This window comes from Rhizobium freirei PRF 81, assembly GCF_000359745.1.
Classification (GTDB): domain Bacteria; phylum Pseudomonadota; class Alphaproteobacteria; order Rhizobiales; family Rhizobiaceae; genus Rhizobium; species Rhizobium freirei.
The window spans coordinates 1-18336 of record NZ_AQHN01000001.1 but is presented as its reverse complement, the minus strand read 5'-3'; the positions used below and the strand labels follow the sequence as shown (position 1 = coordinate 18336).

Genomic DNA, 18336 nt, shown 5'->3' with positions numbered 1-18336 from the left:
GCGCCCGCTTAATAAGGAGGCCTATCGACGCTTCACTCCGGAGCTGGTCGCCAGGGCGGGACGAACTATCCTGGGATGTCGGAGATCTTCTCGATCGGCTTGACGGCTTCGGCAAGAGCGGCTGGCACGATGCGGATGCGCTCGCGGGTGATCTCGAATTCGATGATGGCGGGGCTGAGCTTGTTGCGGGCTTCGTTAAGCAGCGCCTCGCTTTCGGCCGTCGCCTTACCGGTTTCCAGAATGCCCTTGGCCTTGATGATGGCGGCATCGGCTTCTGCCGTTGCCAGCGTCTTGATGGCATCCGCCTGGTCTGTCGCCGCCTGCTTTTCCGCTTCTGCAGCGATCGTAACGGCGGTCGCCTGGGTCTGCGCACGCTTCTGCGCGTCGATCACGGCGATCTGCTTTTCACGTTCTGCAATCTCAACGGCCTTGGCGGTGCCGACCTTTTCTTCGGCAGCGATAGCGAGTGCGCGGGCAGCCTCTGCCTTCGCCTTGGCTTCCGACTCCTCGCGGCTCTTGTTGGAGACCGCAATGGCGCTTTCCTGCGCGACGATCTGAATGTCGCGGCGGGCTTCGGTGTCGCGTTGCTGCACGGCGCGGGTCGAGTCGATGTTGGCGGACTCGCGGGCCTGCTTAGCGGCGGCTTCGCGTTCGGCAATCGCCTGTTCGGCGGCGATGCGGGCTTCCTCTTCCGCACGCTTGGCGGCCTGTTCCTGCTGCGCGGTTTCGGCGCGGGTCGCGGCGGACTTGTTGGCGATGTCGCGCTGCTGGTTCAGCTCGGCTTCGCGCTTCGTCCGCTCGATCGTCAGCGACTGCTGACGGGCTTCGAGGTCCTTCTGGGCGATGGCTACTTCGGTATCGCGGACGACCTCGTTGCGCTCCTTCTTGCGCGCCTCGGTGACGCGGGTCAGCGCGGCAAGACCATGGGCGTCGAAGAAGTTGTTGGCATTGAAGTGCTTGATATCGGTCTGGTCGAGGCGCGTCAGCGACACCGATTCCAGTTCGAGACCGTTGGATTGCAGGTCGGAACCAACCGCATCCTGCACCGCCTTGACGAAGTCCATGCGCTGCTCTTGCAGGGCGTCTAGGTTCATCGTGGCCGCGACAGAGCGCAAGCTATCGACGAATTTCGCTTCGATCAGCTGGCGCAGCTGCTCGCTGTCGTTGGTGCGGCTGCCGAGCGTTTGTGCGGCAAGGGCGATGGACGAGCTGTCGGGTTTGACGCGGACGTAGAATTCGGCGCCGATATCGACGCGCATGCGGTCCTTGGTGATCAGTGCGTCATTCTCGCCGCGCTGAACTTCCAGGCGCAGGGTCTTGAGGTTGACGCGGGCGATCGAGTGGAAGATCGGCAGGACGACGGAGCCGCCGTCGAGCACGACTTTCTGACCGCCGAGGCCGGTCCGCACATAGGCTTCATCCCGGCTGGAGCGGACATAGAGCGAGGCAAGGACAAAGCCGATCCCGAGGATCAGGACGAGGCCGATGCCTGCGGGAACAATAAGGTCGTAAAGGTCGGTCATGAATGTTTCTCCGTAGAGGATTTGTCACCGGGCTCCACAAGGTCCGATGGGGCGGAAACTGCGATGAAGATGTCGGCCTTGCGGTCGACCAGCAGGACTTTGGCGCCGATCGGCAAAGGGTTCTCGCCCTTGGCGGCGCTGGCGCGCAGCTGATGCCAGTTGCCATAGGCATCCTTGACGCTGACGCGGCCGGGCAGACCCTGGTCCAGAGGGCCGATGGTGACCGTGCCGGTGCGGCCGACGAAGTCTGCGGTGTCGACGGCATAGGTTTCATCGCGGGGGATGAGCCGCGCGATGGTGCGGGTTGAGCCTCTCACCAGCGGAATGGTGAGAACGGTGGCGGGAACGACCGCGACGATTGCCGGCAGCGGTGCAGAGATACTATCGGCGACCGTCTGTACGGCGAAACCGGTGATGGCGAACATGCCGAGCAGCAGCATGATCAGGATCAGCAACGGCACGCCGCCGATATTGATCCACGAAAGCAGGCCGGCGAGGGCACCTTCATGCCCATCGAAATGCGGCTTGCCGATGAGTTCGCTCAGCGAGAAGCCGAGCAGCATCGACAGGATTTCGATTGCCGTCAGTCCGATCAAGATCATTGCCGCAACGGCAAAGGGCGCACATTCGGGTGCGAGAAACAGGTGCATCGTTTACTGGCCGTTGGCCTTGAAGCGGGCAAGGCGTGCTTCGATGGCCTGCTCCCGGTGCAGGCGGTCGAGCTCATCGAGCTCGGCACTGGTTGCGGGTTCGCCAGCCGGCACGCCTGTCAGGCGGGAGACGGCTGCTGCTGCGCGTGCAGCGCCGGACGCCGGCTTTGCACGTGGATTTCCGCCCGTTGCTTCCTCCGGCGTGTGGCGGGCAACGCTGCGCTTGAAATCGACGAGCCGGGCCTCCGCCTCGCGGCGGGTGGCAAGCACGGCCTGCAGCGCCTTCTGGCCCTCGTCGATCTGCTCGTTCGCATCTGCCAGCGCCTTGTCGAGCGCGGCGATCTGAGCTTCGAGATCGATCTGGCGGGCAACGCCGGCCTTGGCGAGGTCGTCGCGGCCGGTGGAGACGGCAAGCCGGATCTTGTTGTCGAGGGCCATAAGGTCATCGCCGATTTCGCTTCGGCGGCTCTGGATGCGATATTCTTCGGCGCGGGCCTTGCCCAGATCGGCGCGGGCTTCGTCTGCGGCCGCATCGATCTCCCGCAACGCCTGCTCGATGACCGCGATCTTGTTTGCGCCTTCCACCTTGTCGATGGCGGTGTTGGCGAGGCCGGCGATCAGCCGCCCCATGCGGGAAAGAATGCCTTCATTCGTCATGATGTTTTCCTCCGTTCGGGGGGAGTTGGGCGTTACGCCGATGTGAATCGCGTAGTGGCCGTCATCGGCGATCAAATAGGCGGGAAAGACGCTCTCCCAGCCCTTGAAATAACCGGCCACATCGAAGGGCACGGCGACGCGGCCGCGTACCGTCGAGATTGTCAGGTCCGACGGGCCCTTGATGGCAAAGAGTTTTTCATCGAGAGGCAGGCGGTTGGTATCCGCCAAATCACCTCTGCTGGCCGCAAAGACACGCAGGCCGAGCGTTACGAGGCGCGCGGGCAAAGCGGTGCGTTCGCGGATGGTTTCATAGGCAAGCTCATGAAGCGTCACCAGATTCGCGCCGGCTCTGTCCGGAACGATCTCTGCCAGCAGCGTCATCATCCGCCTGTATGCGGCGAAGGTCTCCTCCATTGCCTGTCGTGCCGTTGCATCGGGGGCAAGTTCGTATCGCAGATGCGTCGCATGCGCTGGAGCAGGTGCCTTGGCCATGCATATTTAGTAAAGTACCGCTCAGGTGCTTTTCAAGGGATTGCACAGTCAAAGATGGATGAATTGTAATGAAACATGGGCCGCATAGGTTGCAAAAACTTGATGCTTCGTGCTGCCTATGCGTGATCGCGCCCGAGATCGCCTTCCCGTTTCTGTGAAAAACGCGGCTGAATTGCTGCCATAGTCGAGCGATGCCGCGCCCCCGGGAGAGGGGCGCGAAACATCTGTCCGATGAAGGTCGATGCTGTGTTGGCTACTTCACGGTTCGCACGATCGCTGCGCCGGCCGTCATGCCGCCGCCGAAAGCGACGAGGCCGAGATTGAGCGGCTCGGAGTGTTCTTTGGCGACATGCAGCATGGCAAGCGGGATGCTGGACGAGCTGGTGTTGCCATAGGTCTCGATGACGCTGAGCGCCGGACGGCCGCTGCGCTTGGCGATGGTATCGATAATGCGCTGGTTGGCCTGATGCGGCACCAGCAGATCGATATTGGCAAGCTCGATGCCTGCGTCGACGCAGGCATTCTCGATCGAGCGGGTCATGGAATGAACGGCTTCGGTGAAGACCGTGCGGCCATTCATGGCGATGACGCCATCGTCCGGCAGCGGAACGTAGAGCAGATCGCCCGGTTCCGGCCGGCCGCTGACGATCGGGCGGTTCGCGGTAAAGAGCGGATTGCGCGCCATGTCGCGGCTGGTCACGAGGCTTGCCGTCGCGGCGTCGCCGAAGAGGATCGCCGTGGAGAAATCCTTCATGTCGAGCAGCGGCGACAATACTTCCGAGGTGATGATGAGCACCTTGGCGTCGTTCTGCTGGGCAATGAAATCATAGGCCTGCTGCAATGCGTAGAGATAGCCGGAGCAGGCCGCACCCATGTCGTAGGCGGCAAGCGAGGGGCGCACGCCATCTTCGGCGACGGCAACCGCCACACGGCTTGCCAGCGACGGGGTGGCAATATCAGGCGTTCCGGTGGCGGCGATCACCAGATCGATATCGTGGATCGAGATCTGGTTCTGCTGCAGCAGGTCGCGCGTGGCTTTCGTGGCAAGGCTCAGCGTGCCTTCGTCGGAGTCGACCCAGAAGCGGCTCTTGATGCCGGTCAAGGCGAAGATTTCGTCGGCGCGACGGCTCGGCCAATGATGGATGATCTCTTCATTGGTGACGCGGCGGCCGCCGGTCGCAAAGCCGATGCCGTTGACGGCGATTTCCGAGAAACTGCCGGTATGGCGGCGCAGCGTCGGAATGGTGTGCGATTTCAGGCGGCGCAGCACGAATTTGTTCTGCACTTCCGAAGCAAGTGCGAAATTCCGTTCGCTGGTCTCGCGATTGGCGTCGACGGTCAATAGCGGGCTGTCGGTGGCGATCTGATCACCGATCTTGGCAAAGACTTCCTGCACGACACCGCCGATATTGGCGCAGATCTCCACCGAAGCCTTCGTCGCTTCGACGACGGCGACAAGCTGGCCGACCTCGATCGTGTCGCCCGGCTTGACCAGCACGTCCGTGACCAGCACGTTTTCGTCGGCGGGGCCGGAGCCGATTGCCTTGATGGCTGCGGTCGGACCGCTGTCATCCTCTTCGTGCCAGGTGACCTCGCATTCGAGAAGCTCGGCCATCAGGTCGACCAGCTTGCTGTAGGACGGCAAGGTCTCGAGCTGATTGCGGAAATTGAAGGGAACGTGGGCATCCGAGCGGGCAAGCCTGCGAACGACGACCGGTACGTCGGTCTTCTCGGTGACGGTCGCGATGATCTCCGCGCCCATGCCGACGGTGCGGTTGTCCTCATGCACGACGATCAGGCGGCGGGTGCGCCTTGCGCTTGCCAGCACTTCCTTTTCGTCCCATGGCGAAATCGAGCGAAGGTCGATCACTTCGACCGAGAAGCCCTGGGCTTCGAAGGCCTTGGCGGCATTGGCGCATAGCGAGACCGTGTTGCCGTAGCTGACCAGCGTCAGGTCGCGGCCGCGTGCAACGTGGCGCGACAGCCCGGGATGGACGAAATGCTTGTCGAGGTCGGTCGAAGTACGTCCGTCCGAATTGTTGAGCACCGCTTTGGGATACAGGAAGACGGTGGGGCGCCGCGATTGGAAGGCGGCATTGAGCAGACCGGCTGCATCGCCGGCGCTTGATGGCATGACGACGTCGATACCGGGCGTATGCGCCAGCATGCCCTCGAAGCTCTGGGCGTGGAAGGGCCCGAGGCCCGGCTTGTAACCGCCGCAGCTCACCATGAGGATGACCGGCGCTTCCCAGGCACCATTGGTGCGCCAGAACATGCTGCCCATTTCCGAAACGATCTGGTTATAGGCGAGCGGCAGGAAATCGGCGAATTGCAGGAAGGCGACCGGCCGCTGGCCGGCGAGCGCGCGGCCGACCGCGGTGCCGACGATGGTGGATTCGCTGAGGGCCGCATTGCGCACGCGGTCGGGATATCTCGTGCTGAGGCCGCGGGTGACGCCGAAGACATCGCCCTTCGGGTCTTCAATATCCTGGCCGAACAATACGACTTCGGGATTGGCGGCGAGTTGGCGCTCGAGCACGTCGTTCAGCGCCTCGCGCATCGTAAGCGTCGCTTGGCGCTCGTTGCCGCGATATTCTGCGGTTTGGCCGAAAGATGCGGGATAGGGGGCCTTGGCTTCCGGCTCGACCTTGGGAGCATCTTCCTTGCGGGCAAGGGCGGCTTCCGCCTGCACTTCTGCCGTCAGCTCACGCTCGATCCTCTCAAGCGCACCGGCGTCGACGCCTGCCATGTGCAGCATGGCCCGAAGGCTGGGGAGCGGATCGCGGGTGGAGCTCGCTTCGATCTCTAGTGTTGTGCGGTAAGTCTTCTGATCGTCGGCGTTGGTATGGTCAGACAGGCGCTCAACGTTGAGAAGCACGATGCTCGGTGCGCGGCTGTCGCGGCTGTAGCGAACGGCCTTGCGGAAGGCTTCACGCGAGGCCGTCAGATCGTCGCCGTCGGTGCGAATGATGTCGATGCCGTAGAAAGACGAGGCCGGGCCGTCTGGCAAGTCGAAGAAGGTCTGCTTGCTGGTTCGCGTCGAGATCGAGAAGCTGTTGTCTTCGATGACGAAGACAACGGGATACTGGCTGCGCACGGCTTCGGCGACAGCTTCCACGAACTCGCCCTGCTGCGTCGTGCCATCGCCGACGCAACAGATGGCGATCGGCTTGCCGTGCCTGTGCTTCAGCGCCGCGCCGACGCCGGCAGCGTGCAGCGCGTTGTTGCCGACCGGGCCGACGATCGAGGTGATGTTGAGCGCGGGGGAAGAAAGATGCGCGCTCATCTGCCGACCGGCGGAATGGGAATTGGCAGTCGCGAGGAGGCTGGAGAAAAACTCACGAATGGGCATGCCGCGGGCCAGCATAAGGGCCTTGTCGCGATAGTGCAGATGCAGCCAGTCGTCGTCCTGAAGGAATTCGTTGAGAAGCGCCGTCGACTCATGCCCGGCGCCGGAAACGTGGAAATGTGCTATGCCTTGCTTGATGAATTCTCGCTCAAGGCGATCTATTTCTCTCGAAATAAAAAATATTCTATGAAGTTGCTTGAGGTATTCTGTGCTGAACCTCCCTTCCATCTCAATGATTTTCCTAATCTTTCATTGCTAATAAATTGCGTGGACCTAGGTAATCCCCTAGGGGGGCTTTTTCAATACACGTTAAATGACAATATCTCCCCGGTTTGAAACGGAATTACGGGGCTTGTCGGGTCGATGTTTTTCGGAATGTTTCTATCCACAGGGTGTGCCTCGATAAACGCATCCGTCGGGGTGCCGGACGGATGACGATTTTTCGAAAGCGGTTCTAGCCTGATTTGCGGATGGTGGCGTTGCTGCCCCGCCTTGCCGCCGTGGCCTGTTCTTCCTTCAGGATCAGTTCCTTCGGCTTCTTGCCGATGATCTCCTTGCGGCCCTTCTTCGAGAAGGGCTGGGCAAGTTGTGCAAGGAAGCCTTTGGCGACTTTGCCGGTGATGCCGATATCCGTGGAGGAAGGACGCGCGGGGTTGTGGAAGGTGCCGAGCAGCTGATCCCAGATCACGAGATTTTCGCCATAATTGGTGTTGCCCTCGGCAAGCACCTTGGAATGATGCCAGCGATGCAGCTGCGGCGTCGAGAAGATCCAGTCGAGCGGCCCGGTGCGCATGTCGACATTGCAATGCGTGAGCAGGCCAATAAAGGCCGTCACAGCACCGATCCACAGGAAGACGGGCAGCGGGGCGCCGAGCAGATAGAGCGGGATCTGGCTGAGCGCGATCTTGAACAGCGAGTCGATAATATGGAAGCGGCCGGTGTTGATCACCCATAAGCGCTCGACGCTGTGATGCAGCGCATGGAAGCGCCAAAGCGACAAATGCTCATGGGCGAGGCGATGCGCCATATAGAGGCCGAACTCGGCGATGACGAGACCAAGCACCACCTGGAAGATCATCGGCCACTGGTCCGGCCAGAAGCGCGAGTGATAGCTCAGCACCGGCTGCGCAACGGTCGCCACGGCCATGGGGAAGGACGTGCCGATGGCGGCGGCGATCTGTACGCCGCCCTTGCTCAGCAGCGTATGGGCAACATCGTTGAATGTCTCGCCATCGCGCTTCAGCCAGGTTTTCTCATAGGGCATCAGTCGCTCGAAGAACGCGATCACCGCCACGGTCGAGAGGTAGACGACATTGAACCAGAGAAGGTGCGTGTTCGATTCAAAGGCGAAATAGGCGCCGGTCAATCCAGCGCAGAAAATTGCTGGCCACAGCAGAGCTGAAACAGCAGCGTAAAGACGCGAACTGCTTTGAAATGTCATGCCATCGCCCTCAAATTCTGATCGTCGCATAATTTTCGCGTGAGCAAGCGCGATATGTAGCGTGATGATTGTGGAGTCGAAAGTGAAATTTTTCCGTTTTCTCTGACGGCCCGCGAAACGCTGAGGAGGTTTCTGCATGCGGATAGAGACGGCTGGAGATCAGCATCAGGGCGCATGGGCGCGTTTGCGCGCCGAACTTTGGCCCGATGGTTCGATCGAACATCATCGCTCCGAGATCGAGAAGATTTGTTCGGCTGAGGGCAATATCGGGTTCGTCGCGATCGATGCTGCAGACCATGTCATCGGTTTTGCTGAAGCGACATTGCGGCACGATTACGTCAACGGCTGTGAAACCTCGCCGGTCCTATTTCTCGAGGGCATTTACGTTCGCAAGGAAAGCCGCCGGCAGGGCGTTGCGTGGGCGCTATGCGCGGTCGTTGCCGAGTGGGGACGGGCGGCCGGATGCACGGAGTTTGCGTCCGACGCCTTGATCGACAATCTTGAAAGCCACGCCCTTCACGACGCGCTCGGCTTCGTGGAAACCGAACGCGTCGTCTATTTTCGCAAGTCTTTGTCGTAAAAATTGCCGCCGGAAGGGTTGGCTTATCCGAATGTCAGCTTGGTCTTCTGCTGTCCGGCCTCGTCAAAATTCTCAGGGCTCAGCCAGCGCTCGTAACCGGCTTTCAGCTTCGGCCAGTCGGCATCGATCATGGCGAACCAGGCCGTGTCCCGGTTCTTGCCCTTGGCGACCATGTGCTGGCGGAAAATGCCTTCGAAGGTAAAGCCGAACCGTTCGGCGGCGCGCTTCGAGGGTTCGTTGAGATTGTGGCATTTCCATTCGAATCTGCGGTATCCGAGCGTGTCGAAGACGTAGGATGCGAAGAGATAGAGCGTTTCGGTCGTTACCCGGCTGCGGGCGATGGCCGGTCCCCAGAGGATGCTGCCGATCTCGATGACGCCATGGGTGGTGTCGATCCGCATCAATGCCTGACGTCCTTCGACGCGACCGGTTCGCTTGTCGATCGTTGCGAAGAACAAGGGATCGGCGCTGGAGGAGGCTTTCTCAAGCCAGGGAGAAAAGGCTGCGTAGTCGGCGGGCACGTCTTCGAAGAGATAGCGGAATCGACCGTCGGCGCCGGGAGCCTGAGCCGAGGCAAACAGCTCGGTGCCGTGGCGTGCCGGATCGAGCGGCTCGATCCGGGCATAGCGACCTTCAAGGGTGGTGCGTTCGGGGCGAGGCACGCCGCTCCAGTTGGCAAGATCCATATCAACGTCCTTTGGTCTTCAAATGCAGATCAGCGAATTCGGCCTGATGCTATCAGGTCTGCGAGCGCTTGCGGTAGCTCAATATTGCCGGGCATGCCGGGCGCGGTTTCGGCCGGCGCCAGATGGCTTTTTATCGGCAGGACACCGGCCCATACCGGGTAATCCGCTTCGTCGATATCGCCCGGCGGGGCGTTGCGGACCTTGGCGGTGGCCTCGTCGATTTTCATTCGCAGGACGGATGTCGCCTTCACTTCTTGCGTGGTCATCGGCCGTAAGCTGTCCCAACGTCCGGGAAACAGATCTTCGATGAGTTGGCGCAAGGCGTGGTTCTTTTCATCGGGATCATCGACCAGGCGCGCCGTGCCGAAGACCATGGCCGAGCGATAGTTGACCGAATGATTGAAGGCGGAACGGGCAAGCACGTAGCCGTCCATGATGCTGCAGGTCAGGCTGACCGGCATGTCCTCGGCCGCGCGCAGGAAGCGACTGGCGGATGAGCCGTGCCAGTAGACATATTCCCCCTCGCGCCAGTGCAGCGTCGGCGTCACATAGGGGGCGCCGTTGATGACATAGCCGACATGACAGAGGGGGGAGGCATCTAGAATCGCGTGAACGTCCGCGCGGCCATGAGTGCCGCGTTTCGGGCTGCGACGCACGCGACTGCGTTCGGTGGTGGGGTAATCCTCTGTCGCTGGCGGGTATTGGTCGGCCATGTCGTCCTCATCGATTGATCGTTGATCTCTGCCAACAAAGAGGTAGGTTATAAACAGCCAGTTTTTTGATTTTGAGCAGACCAGTTGGAGTCTCATGACATCCGTAGCGCAATGGCCGGCACTTGACCGGGTTTCGGGCGATCTGGAGGGCCAGGTTTACCGTCTCATGCGTGACCGCATCCTGCACGGGCATATGCCGGCAGGCCAACGCGTGCCTTCGACGCGCGGATTGGCCATATCGCTCGGTGTTGCGCGCTCGACCGTCGTCAATGCCTATGATCGCCTGAAGGCGGAGGGCTATCTGCAATCGACCACGGGTGCGGCAACCCGGGTCGCGGCTTTCCCATCGCCGTTGCTGGGGCAATCCGAGACGCTGAAACCCAACCTGCCCCAGGCAATCGAGTTCGCAAGCGGCGGCTTGTTCGAGCCCGGCGTTCCCGATGTGGCCGCTTTCCCTCATGCCGCCTGGGCGCGATGTCTCGGCGCTCGCGCTCGTTCGCTTCGGGTGCATGATCTCGGTTATTCGGCTCATGGCGGCATTCGCGAGCTGCGAGAAGCGATCCTCGACCACATCGCGGCGACACGCGGCGTGGTTGCCAGGCCGGAGCAGGTGGTGATCGTTCCATCGACGGGTGCCGCGATCAATCTGCTCGCCAGCGTCCTGCTCTGGGCAGACCATCCGAATGATGGCGTCATCTGGATCGAGGATCCGGGCTATGCCACTGCACACGCATTGTTCCGCATGGCGGGCGCCGCGCTCGTGCCGGTTCCTTGCGATGGAGAGGGTATCGATATTTCGCGCGCAGCGGGGCCGCCGCCACGGCTGATCTACGTCACGCCATCGCATCAATATCCGACCGGTGCCACCATGAGTCTGCCCCGCCGTCTTGCCCTGCTGGAGTTTGCCCGCACCAATGGCGCGATCGTGCTGGAAGACGATTACGACAGCGAATTCCAGTATGCGTCGCGCCCGATTGCCGCGCTGCAAGGGATCGACCGCGGAGAGGTCGTCGCCTATCTCGGCACGTTCTCGAAGACCCTCGCACCTGGTCTGCGCGTCGCCTATGCCGTGGTGCCCTCCAGGCTAATAGCCTCCGTCGAGGCGGCGCAGCGGCTGAGAGGAGCGGTTGTCCCGGTCCATGTCCAGGCGGCGCTCGCCGACTTTATCCGGGAGGGCCGGTTTCGCGCTTATCTGCGCCGCATGAATGGCGTCTATGCGGAGCGCATGGCTGCTTCCGTCGTCGCCCTCAAACGCCATTGCGGCGCGTGGCTTTATGTTGGTGCGGGAGGGGGCGGGTTGCAGCTGGCAAGCTGGTTTCGGGACGAGACGGTCGATGACCTCGCGGCCATGCATGCCGTCAATGCTCGCGGCTTCGCCTTGCGCGCGATGTCGTCCTTGCATCTCGGGCCTGCGCGGCCGGGACTGCTGCTCGGTATTGCGCGCATGGAAGCCGCAGCGGCGGATGCCGCCGCGGCGAAAATTGCCGGAGCGCTTGCGGTGGCAACGGTCAGCGGCTGACGAACATCGCCCGATATGCGCGCGGCGTCATGCCTTTCAGGGCCTTGTACTGCCTGTTGAAGTTGGCAAGCGAGACCTAGCCGACGGTGTCGCTGATGTGATGGACGGCCTGATCGGAGGATGAGAGACGGGCGCAGGCGTCACCGATACGCGCTGTGATCGCCGATGAAGCGTTGGCCGATGGAGCTCAGGGTCAGCATCAGCTCGAAACGTTTGTGGAGATGTAGCAGAGTGCTGCGCCTTGGTCAGATCTGGTTCCAGCGGCGGATGACGGGCTCGGTCAGATCATGCTCATAGCCGAGCACGCTGATGCTTGTCGTATCGAGGACCAGATGCGCGCCGCCTTCCGGCGGCAGGCCGACCCAGCGGGCGGCGAAGACGCGCAGGAAATGGGCGCTGGAGAAGATCAGGACGGGGCCGTCGATGCCGCGAAGTTCGCCGATGATCCGGTCGGCGCGTGCGCCGACATCGGCTGCCGTCTCGCCATTCGGGCAGCCGTCACGAAAAACCTGCCAGCCCGGGCGTTCCGCCAGGATCGCCTTGGTGGTGATGCCCTCATAGGCGCCGTAGTCCCATTCCGCCAGATCGTCCTTGATGATGCGCCGGTCGCCGAAACCAGCCAGCGCGCAGGTATTTTGCGCGCGTTGCGACGGGCTCGACCAGACGGCGGCGAAATCGATGGCAGGCAGGCGGGCAGCAAGTTTGCGAGCCGCTTCCTCGCCGGCGGCGGTCAGGGGAATATCCGTGCGGCCGGTGTGCCTGCCGGAAAGGCTCCACTCCGTCTGTCCGTGCCGTACGAGATAGACGTCGGGATAGGCGCTGCTCATGCCGTTTCTCCTTTGCGCTTGGTGTGCGGAATTTTTCGCATCCGCGAGCAGCTCTGTCGAGAGCTAACGCTGATTGGCAGACGGCATGATAGCCGCCTGCAAAACCACTGCATAATTCCTTAAATCGGCATCGATTTAAGGATGAAATTATGCAGCAGCTTCACAGTGCTACAGCGACCTTTGCGCGTCATTTATGACGCGCGGCGCTGTAGAGCCTTGCAGGCGGTTGTGAATCTCATCGCTTCACGGCGCGACGGACGCTGTAGAGCAGGATAGCTACGCAGCCGATCAGCAGGAGGAGTCCGCCCGCAAGCGGCGGCATGGCGAGAAATTCCACTGCGCCGGCAACGGCAAGGATGAGGACGAGGCAGAGCGTGGCAAGGCTGCCATCATCGATGAACATGCCGATGAGCTCGGAGAGGGCGATGCGCAGGACGGTCATTGGGCTGCCTTTGCTGTTGGGTTGCTGCCGGAGCCGCGCAGGCTGCGGATGATGGCATAGGAGGCGAGCGAGACGATCGCGAAGATGGCGATCAAGGCGAGGTCCTCTCCGGGCCAATGCGCGCCGATACCTTCGCCGGTCCAGAAGATGCCGAAGCTGGTCAGCATCAGGCCGACGACGAATTTGAGGGTATTTTCCGGCACGCTGGCGAGCGGTCGATGGACCAGCAGGCCGATCAGCATGACGAGCACGAAGGCGGCAAGCGCACCGAGACCGGCATAGGCCGTGAGCCCATGCGCGCCGCCGACGGCGATGACGATGAAGACCACTTCGACACCTTCGAGCAGCACCGCCTTGAAGGCGGCGAGGCCTGCGAGATAATCGGCGCGGCGATCGGTGGACTGCGCCTGCAACACCGCCGTCTCCTTCGAAAAGGCAGCTTCCTCGTCATGCAGGGCGATGATGCCGAGCGAGCGGAGAATGGCCTTGCGCAGCCAGCGCATGCCGAAGAGGATCAGCAGAACGCCGACGACGAATTGCAGTATTTCGATCGGTATCAGCGCAAGCAGCGGTCCGAAGATGAGGACGAGGGCTGCCAGCACGGCAAGGGCAAGTGCCGCGCCGGTCAGTGCCGGGCGCCAGCTGCGGGTGACGCCGACGGCGAGCACGATGGTGAAGGCCTCCACGACCTCGACAAACGAGCCGAGAAAGGATGCCGTCACGGTGGATAGAATGGGTGTGAGGCTGTTCATGAAGTGATTCCCGAATGACGATTAGGATTTTGAATTTGCATGATATTTTCCGGAGCATTTTCTTGATGTGCTGGATGAGCTCGCAAGGGGAGCATTCCTGTCTGCCGATCGAGGTCGCCGTTCACTTGCGCTTCCTCGTGCCGCGTTTGCTCCACGACTTTTCGATGGCGCCACGCAGCTGGCTTAGTTGGTCAAGGCTGTCTATGGCGACGTCCTTATTCTTTGCCGCTAGCGCAACGACCAGCGCTTCGATCAGCACCAGCGTGCCGCCATGCATGGCGAGGTGGCCGGCATTGCCGCGCGGGACGGGTAGGACTTCCGCCACCTTGTCCGCAACCAGCAGGCCAAGATCGTCGCTGATCAGGATAACGGGCACGCCGTGGCGACCAGCATGCTCGAGCAGCACTTCCACCTCGCGGTAAAGCGGCGCATAGGCGATCATCAGCACGACATCGCCGGCACCGATCCAGAGCAGGCGATCGGCGAGCGCGACGCCCGAGGTGGAGAGTGCGTTTGTCGGCAGGCCGATGCGGTTGAACTGCAGGCTGGCATAGTCGGCCATGGCGCCCGATGGCCCGATGCCGAAGATATGGCGCCGGGTAGCGCCCGCCAGAATATCGACGCAGCGCTCGAAACTCGCGGCAAATTCCTCATGTTGCAGGACGCTCAATGCGTGTTGATGCATGTCGACGACATGGCGAAGGGCGTTGGTCGCCTGGCTGCCCGTTTCAGCCAGTGTGCGTTCCATCCGTGCGCCGGGCGAGGGCGTTCCCGTCAGTTCGGCAAGCAAGTCTGCCCGCAATGTCGACAGGCTTTCGAAGCCGAGGGCGCGTGCCGTGCGGACGACCGTCGCATCGCTGGTGCCGGCGAGTTGCGCGATCTGGGCAGCCGAATTCAGCAGGGCGGCCTGCTTCTGATCGACGAAGAAGCGGGCGATGCGTTGTTCCGCCGGCGCCAGCGTCTCGATCATGCCGAGAACGCGGTCGTCGAAAGTGTGAGGCTTTTGCATCTTGTCTCGTATTGGAAATTTCTTTGTAGTAATTACTACCGATTTTATTATCTGTAGCATTTACTTCAAGAGCATGACAGCAAAAAACAACGGGCGCTTCGCTGTGTTGCGAAGCGCCCGTCGAACCGAGCGATCATGGTAGGCTAGGGCGGGACATCCGACCCCGGATTACGCCGCCAGTGTGGCGCGCACCGCCGGGATCACCTTCTGGCCGTAGAGTTCGATACAGCGCATCATCTTCTCGTGTCCGAGGGCGCCTGCGCTGTACTTCAGCTGGAAGCGATCGATGCCGAGCGTCTTGATAACCGGGGCGAGCTTGGCGGCGACCGTTTCCGGTGAGCCGACATAGAGCGAACCCTTTTCGATCTCGTTGTCGAACTCCGCACGCGTCATGGGCGGCCAGCCACGCTCGCGGCCGATCCGGTCACGCATCGCCTTGAAGCAGGGCCACAACTCCCCGCGCGCCTGTTCGTCCGTTTCGGCGATATAGCCGGGCGAATGGATGCCGACCGGCCGTACGGGCTTGCCGAGCTGCTCGAAGGCGCGGTGATAGAGGTCGACATAAGGCTGGAAGCGGTAGGGGCTGCCGCCGATGATCGCCAGCATCAGCGGGAGATCGTAATGAGCGGCGCGCACCACCGATTCCGGACTACCGCCGACGCCGATCCAGGTCTTCAGCTGGCCGCTTTCGATGGTCGGGAAGACTTTCTGGTTGCGCAGCGGCGGGCGGATGCTGCCCTCCCAGTTCACCGGCTCGTTCTTGAGCAGGGCTGCGAACAGATCGAGCTTTTCCTCGAAGAGCTGTTCGTACTGCGACAGCTCGAAGCCGAACAGCGGGAAGGATTCCGTAAAGGAGCCGCGGCCGAGAATAACCTCGGCGCGGCCGTTCGAAACCGCGTTGAGGCTCGAGAAGCGCTGGAAGACGCGGATCGGGTCATCCGAGCTCAGCACGGTTACGGCCGATCCCAGGTGGATTTTCGATGTACGGCTGGCGATGGCGGCCAGGATCGTCTCGGGCGAGGAGACCGCGAAGTCTTCGCGGTGGTGCTCGCCAATGCCGAAGAAGTCTATTCCTAGCTGATCGGCGAGAACGCCTTCCTCGACGACATTGCGGAGGACCTGCGCATGCGGGAGCGGCGTGCCCTTGCCGTCAAAGGTGACGTCGCCGAAAGTATCGAGGCCGAATTCGACATTGTTTGTCGTCATGATTTTTCCTGTCATGTGTCGAAATGATGATGTTGAAACAGCATGTAGTGTCGCTCCCGGTCGCCAACTACCCGGAAAGTTTCGGCTGAAACCTTCGAAGAATTCGATATGCCGATGGCGACCGGCCGGCATTCGGCAGCGCCGGCGTTGCGCTTGGTGACACGCCCGCCAATATTAGTTTCGACATTAGCCCAGTTGGATCAAAAGGAGGAAACACGTGGTCGCACTGAAAAAAGTCAATCTTACCAAAGCCTTTGCAGCCTTCGATGAAACTTGGAGTCCGCGCGTCGGTGGCGATATCAACGATTTTCAGGTCAAACTCGTCAAGCTGGATGGCGCGTTCCACTGGCACCATCATGAGGAAGAGGACGAGCTGTTCCTCGTCGTCAAAGGCACGCTGCGCATGAAGCTGCGCGAGGAAAACGGCGGCGATGTCGTCCTTGGTCCGGGCGAATATATCATCGTGCCGCATGGCGTCGAACATTGCCCCGTAGCCGAACCGACGTGCGAGGTCGTGTTGTTCGAGCGCAATACGACGCTGAACACCGGCAATGTCGAAAACGAGCGGACGATCCGCGAGCCCAAGCGGCTTTAAGGGATTTCGGCATATCGGCGGCCCGGCACGGTGAGGGGTCGCCGATCGCTACAGTTCCCGTCTCAGTTTTTGGCCAGCTTGTTTGATGGCGTACGGCAACCGGCAAATACGTCCAGGCTTGGATCATAGACTTTCGTCGAGATGTCCATCATGCCGAGAACGCTATGGAAGATGTTGTCGTGGGAGTGGGTGCCTGCGGTGGCGCTCTTGGCGAGGCAGGCCATGTCGTAGCCTGCCGCCTTGGCCAGATCGTCGGCCATCCATACCAGCATCGGCACCTGCGTCTGTTGTACGGGTGCGATGATATAGGGTGTGCCGTGCAGATAGATGCCGTTCTCGCCGAGCGACTCGCCGTGGTCCGAGAAGTAAAGAACTGCACCGGATATCGCGTTCGAGCGCTGCTTCAGCTTGTCGATGATCATCGAGACGATGTGATCCGTATAGAGGATCGTGTTGTCATAGGCATTGGTGATTTCTTCCCGAGAGCAGGAGCTGAAATCGTTGGAGCGGCAGTCGGGGCGAAAGCGGCGGAACTCATCGGGATAGCGCTGATAGTAGGCAGGGCCGTGACTGCCGAGCTGATGCAGCACCAGAACGCTGTCCCCCTTCACCTTGTCCAGCCAGCCGTCGACCTTGTCGACGAGGATTTCGTCTCTGCACTCGCCGTCCTTGCAGAAGCGCGGATCGTTCGATGGCGGCAGATAGGTATATGGGACGCGATTGGTCACGTCGTAGCTGCCGGTGTCGTTGTCCAGCCAGCTCACATCGACCTTTGCATGAGTCAGCACATCGAGCAGGTTTTCCGTCTCCAGCCCCTTGCGATGGCTGTATTGCTCGCGCGTGTAGACGGAGAACAGGCAGGGGATCGAGGTTGCCGTCGCCGTTCCGCAGCTGCTGGTGTTCGGGAAATAGACGACATTGTGCTTTGCCAGTTCCGGGTTTGTCGGCTTATCGTAGCCGCCGAGAGAAAAATTCTGGGCGCGCGCGGTTTCGCCGGCCACGATGATCGTGACGCGCGGCTTGCTTTTGTCGACGACACCAACCCTGCGGGCGTCCGTGCCCAATGGGGTTGCGACAACATTGGCGTCCCTGGTGGAGTCGATGACAAAGCGCACCGCGTTGGTGACCGGCATCACCGGGTTGAGGGTGTCCATGAGGTCGCGATGGGCGCGCCCGATACCGGCATAGGTTTTGTAGAAACTGGTTCCGGCGGCGACGAAGATCGCCGAGCAGGCAAGAATGACGACGGTATTGTGGGCGAGCTTCTTGAAGATGGGGCGATGGAGGACCCGCACCCAGACGATCAGCAGGGAAGGGAGAACGCCGGTCAGCAAGACATACGTTGCAAAGCGTGCCGTGATCAGGTGCCCGGCTTCAGCCCCCGTCGAGACCGCGGCGTTGCGGATCATTTCCTTGTCGATAATGACGCCGAACTGATCGTTGAACCAGGAGGATACCGATGCCACCAGCACGAAGAAGATCAGGACCGGCTTGATGACGTATTTGGCGGAGAAGAACGTGAAGAGCGCCATGATGGCCACAGAGATGCCGATCGCGAAGGCGGCATACGCAGCAGGCTCGGCAGTGAAATAGCCGTAGGACTTGGTCCAGAACATCCGGTTTGTCACAAGAAGCACATAAAACGTGGCTAGGAGACATAGCGTGACACTGCCGATGGCTGGCCTGACGAAGCGCCAGCCAGATAAAGTATTGTCGTCGTTCAAATATTTTCTCCGAGGCATGTGCTATCGGCGGAGCCGGAAGGCCCTTATCGCAGGGCGCGGCTTTCAGCGCCAAAGCCCATGACCTTGGCTATCATTCCTGACATTTACCTGAATGACTGATGATCGAACGTGGGCGTCGGCTGCAAAACCGCTAGCGATAAATGCCGGACT

General features: G+C 61.2%; 15 protein-coding genes and 2 pseudogenes. 3 read left to right on the top strand and 14 right to left on the bottom strand.

The genetic code is table 11. The annotated features are described in order from the left end of the window. Nucleotides 1-74: 74 nt before the first annotated feature. From RHSP_RS00080 to olsE, 5 genes and pseudogenes are all read right to left on the bottom strand, one after another. Nucleotides 75-1523, bottom strand: a pseudogene (locus tag RHSP_RS00080) (flotillin); the annotation flags it as partial. Next, on the bottom strand, nt 1520-2173 hold the full coding sequence (locus RHSP_RS00075; protein WP_004106911.1) for an OB-fold-containig protein: 654 nt from the start codon (nt 2171-2173) through the stop codon (nt 1520-1522). The gene RHSP_RS00075 and the pseudogene RHSP_RS00080, both read right to left, overlap by 4 nt. Before the next feature lie 3 nt (nt 2174-2176). After that, entirely contained in the window at nt 2177-3322 is a 1146-nt protein-coding gene (locus RHSP_RS00070; RefSeq protein WP_037148590.1) for a PspA/IM30 family protein, read from the bottom strand. 253 nt (nt 3323-3575) lie between these two features. Continuing rightward, a complete protein-coding gene (locus tag RHSP_RS00065; RefSeq protein WP_004106898.1) occupies nt 3576-6899 on the bottom strand; it encodes a thiamine pyrophosphate-dependent enzyme in 3324 nt (1107 codons plus the stop codon). A gap of 226 nt (nt 6900-7125) precedes the next feature. Further along, entirely contained in the window at nt 7126-8112 is a 987-nt protein-coding gene (olsE, locus tag RHSP_RS00060; RefSeq protein ID WP_037148587.1) for an ornithine lipid hydroxylase OlsE, read from the bottom strand. Between the two features lie 136 nt (nt 8113-8248). Between olsE and aac(6') the strand changes: the two genes are divergently transcribed. After that, nucleotides 8249-8692 (top strand): aminoglycoside 6'-N-acetyltransferase, encoded by a 444-nt coding sequence (aac(6'), locus tag RHSP_RS00055; RefSeq protein WP_004106892.1) that lies wholly within the window; start codon nt 8249-8251, stop codon nt 8690-8692. Between the two features lie 23 nt (nt 8693-8715). Here the strand turns inward: aac(6') and RHSP_RS00050 are convergent, their stop codons facing one another. Both RHSP_RS00050 and RHSP_RS00045 read right to left on the bottom strand, forming a co-directional pair. Further along, complete coding sequence (locus RHSP_RS00050) at nt 8716-9378, bottom strand: GNAT family N-acetyltransferase (protein WP_004106889.1); 663 nt, start codon at nt 9376-9378, stop codon at nt 8716-8718. Between the two features lie 29 nt (nt 9379-9407). Further along, nucleotides 9408-10091, bottom strand: a complete 684-nt coding sequence (locus tag RHSP_RS00045; protein WP_004106886.1) for a pyridoxamine 5'-phosphate oxidase family protein — start codon at nt 10089-10091, stop codon at nt 9408-9410. A gap of 94 nt (nt 10092-10185) precedes the next feature. Here RHSP_RS00045 and pdxR point away from each other — a divergent pair, with 94 nt between their 5' ends. Further along, a complete protein-coding gene (pdxR, locus tag RHSP_RS00040; RefSeq protein ID WP_004106882.1) occupies nt 10186-11610 on the top strand; it encodes a MocR-like pyridoxine biosynthesis transcription factor PdxR in 1425 nt (474 codons plus the stop codon). Here the strand turns inward: pdxR and RHSP_RS35395 are convergent. From RHSP_RS35395 to RHSP_RS00015, 6 genes and pseudogenes are all read right to left on the bottom strand, one after another. Beyond that, nucleotides 11600-11761: pseudogene (locus RHSP_RS35395) on the bottom strand (AraC family transcriptional regulator); the annotation flags it as partial. The gene pdxR and the pseudogene RHSP_RS35395 overlap by 11 nt on opposite strands. 94 nt (nt 11762-11855) lie before the next feature. After that, on the bottom strand, nt 11856-12437 hold the full coding sequence (locus RHSP_RS00035; protein WP_004106879.1) for a histidine phosphatase family protein: 582 nt from the start codon (nt 12435-12437) through the stop codon (nt 11856-11858). Between the two features lie 235 nt (nt 12438-12672). Continuing rightward, nucleotides 12673-12879, bottom strand: coding sequence for a hypothetical protein (locus tag RHSP_RS00030; RefSeq protein ID WP_037148583.1), 207 nt, complete (start codon nt 12877-12879; stop codon nt 12673-12675). Next, nucleotides 12876-13631, bottom strand: coding sequence for a COG4280 domain-containing protein (locus RHSP_RS00025; RefSeq protein ID WP_004106876.1), 756 nt, complete (start codon nt 13629-13631; stop codon nt 12876-12878). The genes RHSP_RS00030 and RHSP_RS00025 overlap by 4 nt, the downstream gene beginning before the upstream one ends. A gap of 121 nt (nt 13632-13752) precedes the next feature. Beyond that, nucleotides 13753-14640, bottom strand: a complete 888-nt coding sequence (locus RHSP_RS00020; protein ID WP_004106874.1) for a MurR/RpiR family transcriptional regulator — start codon at nt 14638-14640, stop codon at nt 13753-13755. A 168-nt stretch (nt 14641-14808) separates the two neighbouring features. After that, nucleotides 14809-15846 carry an LLM class flavin-dependent oxidoreductase gene (locus tag RHSP_RS00015; protein WP_037148580.1) on the bottom strand — a complete coding sequence of 346 codons (1038 nt, stop codon included), beginning with the start codon at nt 15844-15846 and terminating at the stop codon, nt 14809-14811. Nucleotides 15847-16063: 217 nt separating this feature from the next. Here RHSP_RS00015 and RHSP_RS00010 point away from each other — a divergent pair, with 217 nt between their 5' ends. Beyond that, entirely contained in the window at nt 16064-16441 is a 378-nt protein-coding gene (locus tag RHSP_RS00010; protein ID WP_004106866.1) for a cupin domain-containing protein, read from the top strand. A gap of 62 nt (nt 16442-16503) precedes the next feature. Here the strand turns inward: RHSP_RS00010 and RHSP_RS00005 are convergent, their stop codons facing one another. Next, on the bottom strand, nt 16504-18165 hold the full coding sequence (locus RHSP_RS00005) for a phosphoethanolamine transferase (protein ID WP_240535325.1): 1662 nt from the start codon (nt 18163-18165) through the stop codon (nt 16504-16506). Between the last annotated feature and the right edge of the window lie 171 nt (nt 18166-18336).